Raw genomic sequence first — 17449 nt, 5'->3', positions numbered from 1 at the left:
ACGATTGGAGCTATCAAGCCAAAAATCACATAATCATCACATCAAAAGGGAGCACAGATTGCTACGCTCCGATTGAATCGAATAAATATTTTAAATTTAAGGAATTACATTATGTTCGCATCTAAAGAAGGTCAGGCTGTACCACAAGTAACATTCCATACTCGCCAAGGCGATGCATGGGTAGATGTTACAACAGAAGAGCTATTCGCAAACAAGACTGTGGTTTTATTTAGCCTACCAGGTGCATTTACGCCGACTTGTTCTTCAAGCCACCTACCTCGCTATAACGAGCTAGCATCAGTATTTGCAGAGCATGGCGTTGATGAGATTGTGTGTGTGTCAGTTAACGATACGTTTGTAATGAACGCATGGAAAGCAGACCAAGAAGCAGAAAACATCACATTCATTCCAGATGGTAACGGTGAATTCTCGAAAGGCATGGACATGCTGGTTGATAAAGAAGACTTAGGTTTTGGACCTCGTTCATGGCGTTACAGCATGCTGGTTAAAAACGGCGTTGTTGAAAAAATGTTTGTTGAGCAAGAAGAACCAGGCGACCCGTTCAAAGTCTCTGATGCTGATACTATGCTTAACTACGTTGCACCAAACCACAAGCTACAAGAATCAATCACCGTATTCTCTAAGCCTGGTTGTCCATTCTGTGCAAAAGCAAAGCAGAACCTAATCGACAAAGGCCTTCAGTACGAAGAAGTGGTACTAGGTAAAGATGCAACAACTGTCAGCCTACGTGCTATCACAGGTCGCAGCACAGTTCCTCAGGTATTCATCGGTGGTAAGCACATCGGTGGCAGTGAAGAACTAGAAACATACTTAGCTTAATTCGAGCGATAGCGCTCAAGTAACATCCGTTACTTAAACCAGAAAAGCCAACAAATAATTGGCGAGACAATCTGTATTTTTCGTCTCGCCTTTTTTGATTTTGCTCGGAGATGCCAAAATGAAAACCTTGAATGTTGATGTAGCTGTTATTGGTGGTGGTACTGCTGGTCTTGGTGCTTATCGTGCAGCAAAAGCACACACTGACAGTGTTGTGATGATTGAAGGTGGCAAATACGGCACCACATGTGCTCGCGTAGGTTGCATGCCATCGAAGCTACTTATCGCAGCCGCTGAAAGCGTTCATCAAATCGAAAAAGCACCAGGCTTCGGCATTCACCCTCAAGGTGAAATCGTGATTAACGGTCAAGAAGTCATGGCTCGCGTGAAAAGCGAACGCGACCGCTTTGTCGGATTCGTTTTGGAAGGGGTTGACGAAATTCCAGCCGAAGACAGGATTATTGGCTACGCAAAATTCGCCGATGACCATACCTTAATGATTGATGATCATACTAAGGTCATTGCTAAGCGTATTGTTGTCGCAACCGGTTCTCGCCCTGCTTACCCAGGAGTATGGAATGAGCTCGGTGATCGCCTAATCATTAATGATGATGTTTTTGAATGGAATGACTTACCTAATTCAGTCGCAGTATTTGGCCCAGGTGTTATTGGCTTGGAACTAGGTCAAGCGCTTAAGCGTCTAGGAGTTGAAGTCATTATGTTTGGTCTAGGCGGCCAAGTAGGTCCACTGACCGATCCTGACGTCATGGCTTACGCTTATAAATCTTTCAATGAAGAATTCTACCTTGATGCTGATGTGCAAGTAGAAAGCATGAAACGTGAAGGTGATGTGGTTGAGATTCAATATATTGGTAAAGAGGGTGAGCTAAAAAAAATCACCGTTGATTATGTATTAGCAACAACAGGTCGTCGTCCTAATGTTGATCAGTTAGATATCGACAATACCAGCTTAGAACTTGATGCGCGTGGCGTACCAGTGGCTGATTACTACACCATGCAAACATCAGTAAGCTCGATATTTATTGCGGGCGATGCAAGCAACCAACTTCCATTACTGCATGAAGCAGCAGACCAAGCACGTATCGCAGGTGATAATGCGGGTCGCTATCCTGAGATCCGAGCCGGTCTTCGCCGCTCAAAGATTTCTGCGGTATTCTCTGATCCACAAATCGCGATGGTGGGAGAAACCTACAAAGAACTTACGACACGTTTAGGTACTTGCGGGTGCTTTGAAACAGGTTTCGTTTCTTTCGAAGGGCAAGGTCGCTCTCGCGTTATGCTACGAAACAAAGGCATGCTGCATGTGTATGGTGAACACGGTACAGGTCGCTTCCTTGGGGCCGAGATGATTGGTCCAAACGCTGAGCATTTAGCACACCTATTAGCATGGGCACACCAGAATAAAATGACCGTTGCTGAAATGCTGGATATGCCATTTTACCATCCCGTCATTGAAGAAGGTGTACGTACTGCACTGCGTGATCTGAACGCTAAATTGCACCTTGGTCCAGATATGATTAAACACTGCCTAGACTGTGGCCCTGGTTGTTAATAAGTACGACGCACAAGCACTCTTAATAACCAGTAAAATAATCCTGTAAAATTCTTTGCCCTCCCCCCTACGGAGGGCTTTTTTCGTTACACCGAGATCGTCGAGCGGTACAATACTAGCGACATTCGTTAATTAGAGTGAGCCTGATGGGATGTAACCTCTGTAAAAATTACGCATTCGACCAACAAGAATTTAAAAACAAGCTCGGTCGCTGCCGTCAATGCATGTGGCAACTTGCCTTATTAAGTAGCTTGAGTTGGGGAGCTTGGTGGTATTTTTATCAAGATACCCCCACGGTAGTTGAATCCATAACATTAATATTCGCAGCCAGTGCTTTCTCATTATTACTTGGCGCTCACCTCATCACTGCATTGATTCGATACGTACGCCAATAAAAAATCCGGTACTACATTTTACATAGTTACCGGATTGATTCGTGCTATCTCACTCTCGCATTTTAATTAGCCGTACAACACGGTTACGCGACGCTCACCGTTGGGATTGCTTGTTCGCAACCTAAACGCACTTCTAGTGCCACTTCATCACACGCATGCTGACGTGGACAACGGTCACAATCTTTCATCACTTTTTCTGGCAGTAATGATTTCGAGGTTGGAATAAAACCCTGCTTCATGAAAAACTCTGGCAGTCGTGTCAGTACAAAAACCTTTTTAATTGCCATTTGATCGGCTTTCTCAATCAAATGTTCAACAATCGCTTTCCCCTGACCTTGTTCTTGCCAACCCGCTTCGATTCCTAGCGAACGGATTTCAGCTAACCCTGAATCATAAACATACAACGACGCACAGCCCGTTACGACACCATGGTGTTCTGCCACGGCAAATGAGCCAATATCTCGGACTAATTCATTACGTTTTCTCGGCAAGTTTTCACCCAGCCCAGCCCAGTACACCACCATGCTTTCAATGGCATCAAGATCAGTTAAACGCGCACCACGTACTTTCACGCCCGGTGAATAACGTTTCTCTAAACGCTTCTCGACCTGCTCAATCGCATAATCAACCTGATTGGGTGCGACACCGCCTAAGGCACAACGCTTATCAAGACATGACTGGATAGTAAGGATTGAATAAACATCCTCTTCAATAACCGCCGAGAACTGTTTCATTTCATCGAGAGACAATTCTTCTAACGCGCAGCCTTTCGCAATGGCAGCAACAACGGCAACCCCCACAATATGGTGAGCTTCACGGAATGGAATGCCTTTCGATACCAAGTAATCAGCGAGCTCGGTTGCATTCGAATAGCCTTGCATAGCCGCTTCTAGGGTACGATCTTTATTCACCTGAATACCGTCGAAACATAACGCTGCCATTTCCATACAGTCATGCCAGCTATCAAGCGCATCGAAAAGACCTTCTTTGTCTTCTTGCATGTCTTTGTTGTATGCCAGAGGTAGGGCTTTAACGGTCATCATCATACCCGTCATTGCACCGTAAACACGGCCACATTTACCACGGATAAGTTCAAGAGCATCAGGGTTTTTCTTCTGTGGCATCAGAGACGATCCTGATGTCACGGTATCTGCTAACTCGATGAAGTTTGATTCACCTGAGTTGTAAAAAATTAAATCTTCAGCCATACGCGAGAGGTGAAGCATAGAAATAGAAGCAACCGAAAGTAGCTCCATCACATGATCACGATCAGACACGGAATCTAAACTGTTACGTGTTGCACGGTGGAAGCCTAAACTGTGCGCAAGTACTTCACGATCAATTGGGTATGCCGTTCCCGCTAGCGCACCAGATCCTAACGGACAAGTATCCAGACGATCTAAAGCATCAGTTAAACGAGAATGGTCACGCTCAAACATCTCAACATACGCTAAACACCAATGTGCAAAAGTAACAGGCTGAGCACGCTGCAAGTGCGTATAACCGGGTAATACCGTACCTTGATGAGCACGAGCCACAGAAACAAATTGATTCTGTAATTTGTCGAGCATAAGCAGAAGCTGCTGACCTTGTTGACGACACCACAGTTTTAAATCGGTTGCCACTTGGTCATTACGAGAACGCCCTGTGTGTAATTTTTTACCCAAATCACCCACTTTGCTGATCAGTTGCTGTTCAACCCAACTATGGATATCTTCAGCATCCGAGCGCAAAATTTGCTCTGGATCTTCCATTACCGCCAGTTTTAGCTCATTCAATGCTAATTCTAAACGCTGCTGCTCTTCTTCTGTTAAAACATCAACCTGTCGTAATGCTTTTGACCATGCAATAGAACCAACGATGTCTTGCTCCGCCAAACGGTAATCAAAACGTAATGAATCGTTAAACTGCTTAAACCGTGTGTCAGCTGCCTGACTAAAACGTCCGCCCCATAATGCCATGGTACTACTCCTATGCTTTACTGCTCGACTTGCTCATTGCTTCATTATTGTTGTGACTGCTCACCTCACCTTCTGCAATATTCAGTCAAAAGGCAAGATGAAAGTCACTTTGTTATTTTTGTTTTTTCTGTTTATTCAATGCACGGATACGACTTGCTAGCGAATAAAGGCGAATGAAACCACCAGCATGGCTGTGATCGTAAACGTCATCTTCACCGAAGGTTGCAAACTCTTCAGAGTACAAGCTATTCATTGAACGCTTCTGAATCACTGTAGCTTGACCTTTATACAGTTTCACTACAACTTCACCACTCACATCTTGAGCCAATTCATCAGCTGCAGCTAGCATCGATTTACAAAGCGGGGTAAACCAACGACCATCATAAATAAGGTGTGACGCTTTAAGTCCTACCGTCTCACGGAATTCATACGACTCTTTATCAAGCACTAATTGCTCTACCGCACGTAACGCTTCGTTCATGATTGTGCCGCCTGGCGTTTCATAACAACCACGAGACTTAATACCAACCAAACGGTTTTCAACGATATCGATACGGCCCACACCGTGTTCTGCCCCTTTTTCATTTAGGTAAGTAAGGGCATTAAACGGCGACATTGCTTCACCATCGACAGCAACAACTTCACCTTTTTCTACCAAGATAGACACAGTTTCAGCTTTTTCTGGTGCATTCTCAGGATCTTTTGTCCATACCCAGCACAGTTCGTTCGACTGATTCCAGGTATTTTCTAACACGCCACCTTCTGTTGAAATGTGCCATGCGTTTGCATCACGAGAGTAGATTTTTTCAAGTGATGCCGTGCAAGGAATATCACGCTCGGCAAGGTAATCTAGCAATGCTTCACGGCTACGTAGATCCCACTCACGCCACGGTGCAATCACCGTTAGTTGAGGAGCAAGTGCTGCATACGCACCTTCAAAACGAACCTGATCGTTACCTTTACCGGTACAACCATGACATACCGCATCAGCGCCGACGGCTAATGCACATTCAACTTGTGCTTTCGCGATAATAGGACGTGCCATTGACGTACCCAACAAGTACTTACCTTCGTAAATAGCACCTGTCTTGAGGCTTGGGTAGATGTAATCTGCTACCATTTCTTCTTTTAGATCCGCGATGTAACAAGATGATGCGCCAGATGCGATCGCTTTCTCTTCAATGCCTTCAAGCTCTGCTGCACCTTGACCAACATCTGCCACAAAAGCGACAACTTCACAGTCATAGTTTTCTTTTAACCATGGGATGATTGCTGATGTATCTAGACCGCCGGAATAGGCTAATACGACTTTAGTTACCTTACTCATGATGCTCTCCTTGTGCCTGTTCGACGGTCATACCGCTCAGGCGTTTCTTATTAAAATTACTTATTAAATACAGATTTAAATCGGTGTTACATATTTAGTTTAGCTGAGTGTCTCGCTTAAAGACCTAGCTCGAGAACCTAACTTGAGAACTTGGTCCCGATGTTTTGCCCATCAAACAAAGCTGCTAATTTATCGGGGTAACGCCACGTCGCTACTTCGATAGGGCGACCTAATGCTTTTGCCGCTTCAATAGCCGCACGAACTTTCACTATCATGCCGTCAGTAATAACCGCTTGCGTAATTAAGTCTTCAGCTTGTTGTTCAGTTAGCGCTGAAATTAAATGACCTTTGCCATCTAATACGCCACTCACATCAGAAAGCAGGACTAACTCAGCATCTAATGCCGCAGCCACTGCCACTGCCGCTTGATCGGCATTGACATTCATCAACTCACCATTGGCATCTAAACCAATAGAGCTCACTATTGGTAAATACCCAGATGCCATAATCTGACTAACCAGAGCACCATTGCCAGGTACAGCTTTGCCAACTGATCCTAATTCTGGGTCTAGTTCAGTAATTTGACACAAGCCACCATCGGCTAAGCTTAAACCCACCGCCGCGACACCAGATTTAATCGCTTGCCCTTGCAACATTTTATTAGCAGTTCCCGCTAACGCACCGGCAATGAAAGGGATTTGCGCTTTAGGTGTCACTCGCAAGCCTTCTTTCTTAACCGTTTCCAGTTGCAGCTTCTTCATCAAATCATCAACAAGATAACCACCACCATGTACCAGCAGTAATGGACGCTGTGCCGACACTTGATATGCGCTAATCGCTGTAAATAACTTTTCAAGGGTGTCGTTACATGACAGAACAGCACCACCTAACTTAATAACTAAAGGGATCTTGCTCATAGTGATGCTCCTATACCAACGCCGTTAATTGCGGAAATGCATTTCGAATATTTATGCACTGCATCGCTTGTGATGAAGCACCTTTCAATAAGTTATCAATCGCAGATGTTAAAATAATGTGCTGACCTTGTACCTTCCAGCCAATATCACAGAAACAAGTATTAACAACATTTTGGATACTTGCTGTTTGTTCCCCCAGTAAACGAACCGCATGGGCATCGTCCGATAATTGATATGCACCAGCCATACATTCAGATACCTGTTGCATATTAGCACCATCTGCTAATTTCGCTGTAATCGTTGCAAGAATACCGCGCTTAAAATTACCAAGATGCGGTGTAAAAATAACGTCACAGTCAAGGTGGCTAGCGATTTCAGGCTGATGCCGGTGAGTAAATACACCGTAAGCTTGTAGGCTCACTTCGCAATAACTATTCACCATTGATGCTTTACGACCTGCGCCTGAAACACCACTGACAGCATTAATAACAGGCCATTGATTTTTATCGATAAGCCCAGCGTCAAGCAATGGCTTCAATGCCAATTGTGAAGCGGTAGGGTAACAACCCGGAACCGCAATTAACTGGGCCTGTTTTACGGCTTCGCTGTTCCACTCTGCAAGTCCGTACACCGCTTGCTCTAACCATTGAGCATGCTGATGTTCAAAACCATAATATTCATTATAAAAATCATCAGCTTTAACCCTGAACGCACCAGATAAATCAAACACCTGACATCCTGCGGAAAGAAAAATAGGGGCTAGGTTATGGCTAACTTCATGCGCGGTTGCAAGCAGAACAATGTCAGCTTGTTTGGCAATAGCTTCTGGGTTGGTTAATGGCTGTAAAGGTAGATCAACAATGCCTTTTAACTGACCATGTAAATCACTAATAGGTTTATTGGCATCTAAACTATTGGCTGAAACATATAAGCCAGCGAGTTCAAGATGTGGATGTACGTGCACCATTTTTGCTAGTTCGGCACCGGTGTAGCCGCTAGCGCCTACAATAAGGGTGTTCAACATAATGATTTCCGTTTATTTGGCTTTGATTGTTAAAGCTTTTGGTTTGAAACAGCGCTGCTGATGCAGCTAATGATGAGGTGCGCGCGAGGCACCAAGCGATTAAGACTTAGCGTCGTCGGAGGGAATCTTGATTGTTAATCATCGCTTGGTTCATGTTAATTTTTCCTACGTCTTGTTCAAAAAACTGTTTGCTATCCATGCAAATCGATACGAACGCGAAGAATAGATTTTTATTCACGCCTTCTGAATTAATATGTTTACCGATTAATCTATTCGCTGTCAACAGCGGAAGCAGAAAAAATGCCATTTCTCCTCAATATCCGCTTATATGAAGTCTCATTTATCCTTATTCCACCAGATTCATTGGTAAAACCGTCGAAAGCACAAATCTACACACCATCATGACCCTTCAATCTACCCCTCATTAAGTTTGACCAATTTCGCTGAGTTTTCCTTTCTTTAATAATAAGGTTGCTAAGGCGTAATTCCTGACGGCGTAATGATGACAAAGCAAACCACTATGGCTTCATTTTTAGACCAAATAAGTAAAAGCACACAAAAAACGTGCTTTATGACCCATTTTTACGAAATAAAGTTTCAGGCTTGAAGCAAGTGTATGACTAAAATCAAATCTAGCTCGATTTATTACTGATAAATGCAATCGATGTTGACCTGAAAGTGGGATCGCGGCTAGATTGTTATGTATATGGATGAATTTGATGTAACAAAATTACGAGATGGATGCGATATGAATGAAAAGTACAGTGCGTTAAGAAGTAACGTAAGTATGCTCGGCCACATGCTGGGGAATACTATTAAAGATGCGCATGGTGAGCCTCTATTTGATAAGGTAGAAACCATACGTAAGCTGTCTAAATCTGCTCGCGCAGGTAATGATAGCGATCGTGCTAAGTTAATCGACGAGTTGCAAAACCTTCCCGACGATCAACTCCTTCCTGTCGCTCGCGCCTTTAGTCAATTTTTGAATTTGACCAACATCGCCGAACAGTATCATACAATTTCTCGCCACTGCGAAGAGCAAATTTGTAGCCCTGATTCTATCGATTCTTTATTTGGTAAACTAAATGCTAACAGCATCAGCCAACTTGATTCCATTCAAGCGGTACGCGATTTAAATATCGAACTCGTGCTAACAGCACACCCAACAGAAATTGCTCGACGTACCATGATCCACAAATTGGTACAAATTAATAAGTGCTTATCAAACCTTGAGTTGAGCGAGTTATCTCACAGTGAACGTCAACGCGTTGAACAGCGCCTAGAGCAGCTGATCGCGCAAGCATGGCATTCCGATGTTATCCGTAAGCAACGCCCGACTCCGCTTGATGAAGCAAAATGGGGATTTGCCGTTGTTGAAAATTCCCTTTGGCACGCTGTACCTGAATTTTTACGTCAATTTGATGAAAAACTCATGCACCATCTTGGTGAAAAACTGCCACTCGATGCATCTCCCGTAAAATTCACCTCTTGGATGGGCGGTGACCGAGACGGCAACCCGTTTGTCACCTCTGAGGTAACACGTGAAGTGATGCTACTTTCTCGCTGGAAAGCAGCTGATTTATTCTTGGGAGATATTCAAGAGTTAGTTAGTGAGCTCTCAATGGTTAAATGTAATGACCAAGTTCGCGAACTCGCCGGTGAAGAACACGAACCTTACCGCGCTATTTTAAAAGACTTACGCACCAAACTAACCAATACCCGTGATGTATTGGCAGCCAAGATTAATAAGCAAGATGCGCCAAACCTCGCCACTATTGATGATGTTGATCAACTCTGGACGCCACTGCACGCTTGTTACCAATCACTGCGTGAATGTGGCATGGGCATTATTGCAGATGGCCTATTGCTTGATGTTCTTCGCCGAATTAAATGTTTCGGTATCCATCTTGTTCGCCTTGATATCCGCCAAGAAAGTACTCGTCATTCAGATGTTATTTCTGAACTTACCCGCTACCTAGGGTTAGGTGATTACGAACAGTGGAATGAACAAGATAAAGTCGCGTTCTTAGTTCGTGAGTTAGCATCTAAGCGTCCTCTGTTGCCACTAGCTTGGCAACCCTCGGCAGAAGTACAAGAAGTACTCGACACTTGTAAAGCCGTTGCAGAGCAATCTCGTGAAGCATTAGGGGCTTATGTTATTTCTATGGCACGCACGGCATCTGATGTGCTTGCTGTTCACCTACTACTGAAAGAAGCGGGCTGCCCATTCCGTCTGGATGTGTGCCCACTGTTTGAAACACTTGATGATTTAAATAACGGTGCATCCGTTATTAAAGAATTAATGAGTATTGATTGGTATCGCGGTTTCATTCAAAACCATCAAATGGTAATGATTGGCTACTCTGATTCAGCCAAAGATGCTGGCGTAATGGCGGCAGGCTGGGCACAATACCGTGCAATGGAAGAATTAGTTGAAGTCTGTGAAGATGCCAGTGTCGAACTAACGCTATTCCACGGCCGTGGTGGCTCTATTGGTCGTGGTGGTGCACCAGCGCATGCTGCACTACTCTCGCAACCACCTCGTAGCTTAAAAGGCGGTCTACGCGTTACAGAGCAAGGTGAAATGATTCGCTTCAAGCTTGGTCTACCTGATGTGGCCGTAAATAGCTTAAGCCTATATGCGAGCGCGACGCTAGAAGCGAACCTATTACCGCCACCAGCACCGAAAAAAGAATGGTGCGATTTGATGGATGTCCTGTCAGAGGTCTCTTGTGAATCATACCGTAACGTGGTTCGTGGTAGCGAAGAGTTCGTTCCTTACTTTCGCGCTGCGACGCCAGAACTCGAGCTGGGTAAATTACCGCTGGGGTCGCGTCCTGCAAAGCGTAATCCTAACGGTGGTGTTGAAAGCTTACGTGCAATTCCATGGATTTTCGCATGGTCACAAAACCGCCTGCTACTGCCTGCATGGCTAGGTGCTGGTGAAGCCATTCAATATTCTATCGACAAAGGGCACGCGCAGCTATTAGAAGACATGTGTCGTGAGTGGCCATTCTTCTCTACACGCTTAGGCATGTTAGAAATGGTCTACACCAAGACGAATGTGGGTATCGCTGAATACTATGACCAACGCTTAACAGACAAGTCGTTATGGCCGTTGGGGCAGAAATTACGTGATCAGCTACAGCAAGATATTAAAGCCGTTTTAAACGTAGAAAATAACGCACACCTCATGGAGCAAAATCCTTGGGGCGCTGAAGCAATCCGCTTACGTAATATTTATGTTGAGCCACTCAATATGCTACAAGCTGAATTGTTGTACCGAACCCGTCAACAAGACGAACCATCGCCGATTTTAGAAGAAGCGCTCATGGTCAGTATTGCCGGTATCGCAACAGGTATGCGTAACACGGGTTAAGCTAACAAAACAATTAACCTCTCATAAAGGTCGCTTTTGCGGCCTTTATTTTATGCTACTCACAGCCTTGCTTACCTTTGAATATCAGCATTATTCTGCTCGACACATTCAATCCTCTTTCAATCTCAACAATGAGACATCCAATTCACTAGCCACTGCGCTAGAGTCAAAAAATCGATATGAACTTAATTGTTTAAAGCTTAAATGCAGTGCCGTAATAAATGACAGATTCAAACATAGGTCACAAGATATGTAATTTATTGCATTGATGAATAATAAATTTAGTCAGCTAGGTATCGATATTGAGTATATTAATGATACTCTGTGTGATCTCAGTCAAGCAGTGCAACAAGACGATTATAAAACGCCAAAGAGCGAAGGGTAACGTCCGTTTGATTGTTTTTTTTATTTTGTCGTATTTTATCGGATAGAAGAGATGTCACTACCTCACGTAATATTAACAGTGCTATGTAGCAGAGATGCTACTGGTTACGATATAACAAAAGAATTCTCACACAGTATTGGTTACTTTTGGAAAGCGAGCCACCAGCAGGTGTACCGTGAACTAAATAAAATGGCCGGCAACGACCAAGTAACTTGTCAACTAGAGCCCCAAGACGGTAAACCAGATCGCAAGGTCTATTCAATTACTGACCTAGGACGCCAGGCATTATTTGAGTGGTTCCAAGAACCAGCTCGTAATCCAACTATTCGTGATGAGTTCTCAGCGAAACTGCTTGTTTGTTGTGTTCATAATTCTGAACCCATGCAACAGCAACTTGAAGCGTTAATCGAAGAGTCTCATACCTTAATGGGTCACTACGCTGAGCTTGAAAAAATCCACTTTGCTAATCACAAAGAAATGGATCGTCAAGCGCGCTTAGATCGCCTAACACTTCGTCGCGGTGTACACAACCGCCAAGCTTGGATTTACTGGGCTGAAGAAGTATTAGTAGAATTGAAAGACATGGATAGCGCTGACAGCAACATTCAAATCAATAAATAACATTTACCTGATATTTATCGATAATAAAAAAGCCGCTATTAGCGGCTTTTTTTAATTACAAACAATGCATTTTGGGAGGCATGATTTATTTAGCTTCAACTTCGGCACGTACACCTAGTGTATGGCAAATCGCATACGTCAACTCTGCACGGTTCAGTGTATAGAAGTGAAAGTCTTTCACCCCTTCTCGGCTCAGTACTCGAACCATATCAATTGCATTACTCGCACCTAACATCTGACGACTAAGAAGATCATCATCTAAGCCTTGGTACTGCTTCTCTAACCAACCTGGGATCTTCACGTTATTTGCCACTGCAAAGCGCTTGGCTTGCGTCATGTTAGAAACAGGCAAGATACCAGGTACAATCTCAACATCGATAGCAGCAGCCACACAGCGGTCACGAAAACGTAAGTAGCTTTCTACATCGAAGAAAAACTGGGTAATGGCTCGGCTAGCGCCCGCATCCACTTTACGCTTTAGATTAATCAAATCTGCCTGAGCACTTTTCGCTTCTGGGTGCACTTCAGGGTAAGCCGCAACTGAAATATCAAAATCAGCTTCTTTACGTAGTAACTCAACCAAATCGGCTGCATACATGTCAGGCTTAGCACCTTGAGCGGGTAAATCACCACGTAGCGCGACGATATCACGAATACCATTGCGCCAATAATCTCGAGCAATAGTACGCAGCTCGTCACGGCTCGCATCAATACAGGTTAAATGAGGTGCCGCAATCAGCCCTGTTTGATCTTTAATGTCTTTAATAATTGAGTGGGTACGATCACGCTCACCGGAATTTGCTCCGTAAGTAACAGAAACAAATTTTGGCTTCAGTGTTTTTAAGCGGTGAATTGAATGCCATAAGGTTTCTTCCATCTTTTCACTGCTTGGTGGAAAGAATTCAAAAGAAACATTGATATCACCGTTAATGTCAGCAATGTTCTGGTTTAACGAGTCTAGATGACTTGCGTGAGAATATCCCATAGTGAATCCCTTCCTTTTTGGCCGTGTGGCCAGCTCCCAAAATGGTGACGTCTTAAATAACCGTTTAGACGTCTATATGTCTATATGTCTATATGTCTATATGTCTATATGTCTATATGTCTATATGTCTACAGAATGTCGTGTAACCAATTTAATGTCAACAAAGTGATCATGAATTTTTTTCAAGTTCACATTGCATAAACTTCAACATAGTAAATATACGCCAAATAAGCAAAAACCCGCATATAGCGGGTTTTTAATATCAATCAGTGATTACAACCGATTCGATACCCTACGGTAAACATTCATACCGTGAAGGTAAGTATTCATCCTATTTTATAGAAGAGCAGCAAGACGATTAATATCAGACAACAAGGCACCAGCGGTGACATCACGCCCCGCACCTGGGCCACGGATAACCAACGGATTATCACGATACCAACGGCTTTCAATCGCAAAAATATTATCACAAGGTAATAAATTGGCTAATGCATGCTCTTGAGGCAACGCTTCTACGCCCACATTGGCTTTGCCATTTTTATCTAAGCGAGCAACATAGCGCAATACTTTATCTTCTTGCTGTGCTTTGGTTAAACGTTCAAGTAACAACTCATCCAGTTTTTCGGCCTGTTCAAAAAAGCCATCGAGGCTCAATACAGCTAAATCATCAGGCACCAAGGATTCGACTTTCACCTGCTCAGGTTCAATCTCTAAACCTGACTCACGCGCCAGTATGACTAGCTTTCGCATCACATCGCTACCATCCAAATCATGGCGAGGATCTGGCTCTGTTAAGCCTTGCTGCCAAGCCTGCTCAATTAACTGAGAAAAAGGTAATGCGCCATCATATTGCTGGAATAACCACGATAACGTACCCGAAAAGATACCTGAAACCGCGATAATGTCATCGCCACTCTCACGTAAATCACGCACGGTATGGTTAACGGGTAAACCAGCCCCTACCGTTGCGTTATATAACCAATGACGGCTGGTTTTAGCAAAAGCATCTTGAACCGCATGATAATCTTTACTCGAGGCTGATCCTGCGACTTTATTTGCAGAAATCAGATGCAGACCACTTTCTGCAATGCAGGGGTACCTTGCTGCAAGTTGAGCACTGGCTGTCACATCTAAGACAACGACATCGTCATAATCACTCGACGCTAATGCGGAAAATAACTCCCCATCAGCATAATTAATGGCTTCATCATCAAAGCTATTGAGTGCACGTTTAGGGTTGATACCGCTAAAGTCAATCCAATGACGGCTGCTATCAACAACCCCAACCAAGGTGAAGCTCATACCATGGCGTTTTTCTAGCTGTTCTTTTTCTCGCTCAAATAATTCGAGCCAGCGGCTACCGATATTGCCTTTACCACATAAAACAATGCCGACACGTTTCTGGGCTTGGAATAAACTTTGGTGAATACGGGCTATCAAACCTTCGGTATCGACTTTACGCAATACGGCGATCAAACTTAATCCTGACTCCGCTTCAGTCATGAACTCAACAGGCAGTCCTTTTAGCTGCTGATAAAAGCCATGGCAATGCACTGGATTATTGACGACGCCGGCACCGACTGCCGCAACCATAGAGAAACCTTCGCGCAGACGTAGCTCTGCCGCGACACCACGATTCTGTAATAGCTCTAATACGCAGTTCACCATTTCACTGGTATAAGCCAATAAAATACGTCCTAACTCGACTTCAGCACTCTGCGCTAATGGCAATAACTGAGCTCGCTGCAAAGTACGTTCTATATCGGTTTTTATTGCATCAAAATCATGAGAGCGCGGTACATCTAATTCAATTAAACAGACTTCATCTAATGAGGTTACGATTTTGGCGCCACGTCCAGATGCCAACACTCGCTCGACACGTGTCGAACCTGATTCTGGTTGATGGCTGCATCGCAAAGTGAGATCAATCGTGCTTTGCGCAACAGGTTGAAGTGTTCGACTGTGTAAGACTGGCGCGGCAAGGCGGGCAAGTTCATCAGCTTCGTCTAAGCGTAATAATGGCAACAAACATGCGTCAGCAACTTTGCGAGGATCCGCGCTGTACACACCCGCTACATCACTCCAGATCGTAACGCGAGAAACGTCCGCTAATGCCCCAATAACCGTTGCCGAATAGTCCGATCCATTTCGCCCTAGTAGTACCGTTTCTGACGCTTGGTTACGCGCCATAAAACCAGTGATCACAATACGGCACTTATTATGCTGAACCAGTTGTTGTTGTAATAACGGCCTTGAAAGTGTGCGATCTACTTCTGGCTGTACTGCACGTTCAGCACGCAGGAAGTCACGAGAATCTAAACTGACCGCAGACATATCATTGCTATTAAGCAATGCCGCTAGCAGTCGCGCCGACCATAGCTCCCCATGGCCGAGTATCGAAGAACGTACTGCCTCTGTGATTTCTAATCCACTTAGCTTTGACAGTTCGCTTAATTCAGTGTGTAACTGGCTCAGTAATCGATCAGCTTGCTCGCCATTCACTGACGCTTCAATTAAGTGTTGCTGAAACTGACGTAGCTCTTGTAATGTTTCATGCGCTTGACGCCCATCTTTACCAAGGCGCTCTACCCATTCAATTAGGCAATTGGTGGTTTTGCCTGCCGCAGAGACCACAATAAGATCATTCGGGTGGGAATATTCTCGCAGAATATCCGCAACACGGCGGTAGCATTCTGGATCTGCCAGACTACTGCCACCAAATTTATGCAATTGACGTTTCACTGTTTGAACCATTACACCGCCTCCGCAGCCAGAGTAAATGCTTGTTCAAGATCGTTAATTAAATCTTGAGGATCTTCCAAACCAACAGAAAGGCGTAATAGTGACGTTTTAATACCGGCTTCTGCTTGTGCTTCATCAGACATAGCACGGTGTGTCATGCTTGATGGATGCGCAATTAAGCTTTCGGTTCCACCTAATGATTCTGCCAATGAGAATAATGTTAACGCTTCAACGAAAACTTCAAGTTGGCGGTAAGTACCTGCCAGCTCAAAGCTAAGCATAGAACCAAACCCTTTTTGCTGACGCGCTGCAATGTCATGACCTGGGTGCTCAGGCAAACTAGGGTGATAAACTTGGCCAACCAGAGCATTTGTTTGTAGATACTTAAGGATCTCGGCACCATTCTCTTCATGCATCCGCATTCTTGCACCTAACGTACGCAAACCACGTAATGTTAAGTAAGCATCAAACGGTGCACCCGTTGCACCAATGCAGTTAGCCCACCAAGCAATGTTTTCTGCTTGATCAGCATCTTTTGAAATTAAAACGCCACCCACAACATCCGAATGACCATTGATGTATTTCGTCGTCGAATGCACCACAAAATCAGCGCCTAATTTAATAGGTTGCTGTAAAAGCGGAGAAAGAAAGGTGTTATCAACGGCAACCTGTGCGCCAGCCACTTTAGCTTGCTTGCACAATGCTTCCACATCAATCACACGTAATAATGGGTTCGACGGGGTTTCAACCCAAATAATTTTAGGTTTTTTTGCCAGCGCTTGAGTAAGCGCTACGGGATCTGACTGGTCGATAAATAAAACGTTAAAATCGCCTTTATTAGCACGCGTATTAAACAGGCGGTAAGTACCACCATAACAATCATGCGGGGCAATAATTAAATCATCAGGGCTAAGCAATGCCGATACGAGCAAGTTAATTGCAGCAGTTCCGCAACTCGTCACAACGCCACCTGCACCGCCTTCGAGATCAGATAAGGCATCAGCTAACATGTTCCGTGTGGGATTGCCTGATCGAGAATAGTCGTACTGCGGTAACTCACCGAGTTTGGGGAAACTATAAGTCGATGTCAGATAGATAGGTGGAACAACAGCGTTGTGCTGACTGTCTGATTCAATACCTGTGCGCACAGCGATGGTGGCAAGTTGCTTGTCACTCATTATTACCTTCCTTGTTTCAGGCTTAGCCCGTTCCTGAATAAAATAGCAACAACAACATTACCGACATTAAACTAAGACGTCAACACTTCTAGACGTCTATATGTCTTTGCATGTGGCAGTAAATC

General features: G+C 44.3%; 12 protein-coding genes. 5 read left to right on the top strand and 7 right to left on the bottom strand.

The window, feature by feature from the left end; all coding sequences use genetic code 11:
• Nucleotides 1-111: 111 nt before the first annotated feature.
• The 3 genes from C9J12_RS07155 (at nt 112) to C9J12_RS07145 (ending at nt 2805) form a co-directional block, all read left to right on the top strand.
• Nucleotides 112-840: a glutathione peroxidase gene (locus C9J12_RS07155; RefSeq protein WP_107242087.1), complete on the top strand. Its 729-nt coding sequence runs from the start codon at nt 112-114 to the stop codon at nt 838-840.
• 118 nt (nt 841-958) lie between these two features.
• The gene (locus C9J12_RS07150) at nt 959-2410 is read left to right on the top strand and encodes a dihydrolipoyl dehydrogenase (protein ID WP_107242086.1); all 1452 of its coding nucleotides are present in this window, start codon (nt 959-961) and stop codon (nt 2408-2410) included.
• 146 nt (nt 2411-2556) lie between these two features.
• Complete coding sequence (locus C9J12_RS07145; protein ID WP_107242085.1) at nt 2557-2805, top strand: DUF3624 domain-containing protein; 249 nt, start codon at nt 2557-2559, stop codon at nt 2803-2805.
• Nucleotides 2806-2888: 83 nt separating this feature from the next.
• Here the strand turns inward: C9J12_RS07145 and argH are convergent, their stop codons facing one another.
• The 4 genes from argH to argC form a co-directional block, all read right to left on the bottom strand.
• Nucleotides 2889-4766: an argininosuccinate lyase gene (gene argH / locus C9J12_RS07140; RefSeq protein WP_107242084.1), complete on the bottom strand. Its 1878-nt coding sequence runs from the start codon at nt 4764-4766 to the stop codon at nt 2889-2891.
• 112 nt (nt 4767-4878) lie between these two features.
• On the bottom strand, nt 4879-6093 hold the full coding sequence (locus tag C9J12_RS07135) for an argininosuccinate synthase (RefSeq protein WP_107242083.1): 1215 nt from the start codon (nt 6091-6093) through the stop codon (nt 4879-4881).
• 137 nt (nt 6094-6230) lie between these two features.
• A complete protein-coding gene (argB, locus tag C9J12_RS07130) occupies nt 6231-7010 on the bottom strand; it encodes an acetylglutamate kinase (RefSeq protein ID WP_407675672.1) in 780 nt (259 codons plus the stop codon).
• Between the two features lie 10 nt (nt 7011-7020).
• Nucleotides 7021-8034: an N-acetyl-gamma-glutamyl-phosphate reductase gene (gene argC / locus C9J12_RS07125; RefSeq protein WP_107242081.1), complete on the bottom strand. Its 1014-nt coding sequence runs from the start codon at nt 8032-8034 to the stop codon at nt 7021-7023.
• A gap of 748 nt (nt 8035-8782) precedes the next feature.
• Between argC and ppc the strand changes: the two genes are divergently transcribed.
• Nucleotides 8783-11413: a phosphoenolpyruvate carboxylase gene (gene ppc / locus C9J12_RS07115; protein WP_107242152.1), complete on the top strand. Its 2631-nt coding sequence runs from the start codon at nt 8783-8785 to the stop codon at nt 11411-11413.
• A gap of 436 nt (nt 11414-11849) precedes the next feature.
• The gene (locus tag C9J12_RS07110) at nt 11850-12419 is read left to right on the top strand and encodes a PadR family transcriptional regulator (protein WP_107242079.1); all 570 of its coding nucleotides are present in this window, start codon (nt 11850-11852) and stop codon (nt 12417-12419) included.
• An 85-nt stretch (nt 12420-12504) separates the two neighbouring features.
• Here C9J12_RS07110 and metF read toward each other — a convergent pair whose 3' ends face one another.
• The 3 genes from metF to C9J12_RS07095 form a co-directional block, all read right to left on the bottom strand.
• Entirely contained in the window at nt 12505-13404 is a 900-nt protein-coding gene (gene metF, locus C9J12_RS07105) for a methylenetetrahydrofolate reductase (protein WP_107242078.1), read from the bottom strand.
• Nucleotides 13405-13740: 336 nt separating this feature from the next.
• Nucleotides 13741-16158: a bifunctional aspartate kinase/homoserine dehydrogenase II gene (locus C9J12_RS07100; protein ID WP_107242077.1), complete on the bottom strand. Its 2418-nt coding sequence runs from the start codon at nt 16156-16158 to the stop codon at nt 13741-13743.
• Nucleotides 16158-17324 carry an O-succinylhomoserine (thiol)-lyase gene (locus C9J12_RS07095; RefSeq protein WP_107242076.1) on the bottom strand — a complete coding sequence of 389 codons (1167 nt, stop codon included), beginning with the start codon at nt 17322-17324 and terminating at the stop codon, nt 16158-16160. The genes C9J12_RS07100 and C9J12_RS07095 overlap by 1 nt, the downstream gene beginning before the upstream one ends.
• Nucleotides 17325-17449: the final 125 nt, after the last annotated feature.

Source organism: Photobacterium frigidiphilum, from assembly GCF_003025615.1.
GTDB classification, from domain to species: domain Bacteria; phylum Pseudomonadota; class Gammaproteobacteria; order Enterobacterales; family Vibrionaceae; genus Photobacterium; species Photobacterium frigidiphilum.
Note: the sequence above shows the minus strand (reverse complement) of the source record. Positions and strands in the feature narration are given on the sequence as shown.

Coding starts and splice junctions, on each gene's coding strand:
- C9J12_RS07100 (WP_107242077.1), bottom strand. CDS start 16,158: ATGGTTCAAACAGTGAAACGTCAATTGCATAAATTTGGTGGCAGTAGT.
- argC (WP_107242081.1), bottom strand. CDS start 8,034: ATGTTGAACACCCTTATTGTAGGCGCTAGCGGCTACACCGGTGCCGAA.
- C9J12_RS07145 (WP_107242085.1), top strand. CDS start 2,557: ATGGGATGTAACCTCTGTAAAAATTACGCATTCGACCAACAAGAATTT.
- argB (WP_407675672.1), bottom strand. CDS start 7,010: ATGAGCAAGATCCCTTTAGTTATTAAGTTAGGTGGTGCTGTTCTGTCA.
- C9J12_RS07110 (WP_107242079.1), top strand. CDS start 11,850: ATGTCACTACCTCACGTAATATTAACAGTGCTATGTAGCAGAGATGCT.
- C9J12_RS07135 (WP_107242083.1), bottom strand. CDS start 6,093: ATGAGTAAGGTAACTAAAGTCGTATTAGCCTATTCCGGCGGTCTAGAT.
- C9J12_RS07095 (WP_107242076.1), bottom strand. CDS start 17,324: ATGAGTGACAAGCAACTTGCCACCATCGCTGTGCGCACAGGTATTGAA.
- ppc (WP_107242152.1), top strand. CDS start 8,783: ATGAATGAAAAGTACAGTGCGTTAAGAAGTAACGTAAGTATGCTCGGC.
- metF (WP_107242078.1), bottom strand. CDS start 13,404: ATGGGATATTCTCACGCAAGTCATCTAGACTCGTTAAACCAGAACATT.
- C9J12_RS07155 (WP_107242087.1), top strand. CDS start 112: ATGTTCGCATCTAAAGAAGGTCAGGCTGTACCACAAGTAACATTCCAT.
- argH (WP_107242084.1), bottom strand. CDS start 4,766: ATGGCATTATGGGGCGGACGTTTTAGTCAGGCAGCTGACACACGGTTT.
- C9J12_RS07150 (WP_107242086.1), top strand. CDS start 959: ATGAAAACCTTGAATGTTGATGTAGCTGTTATTGGTGGTGGTACTGCT.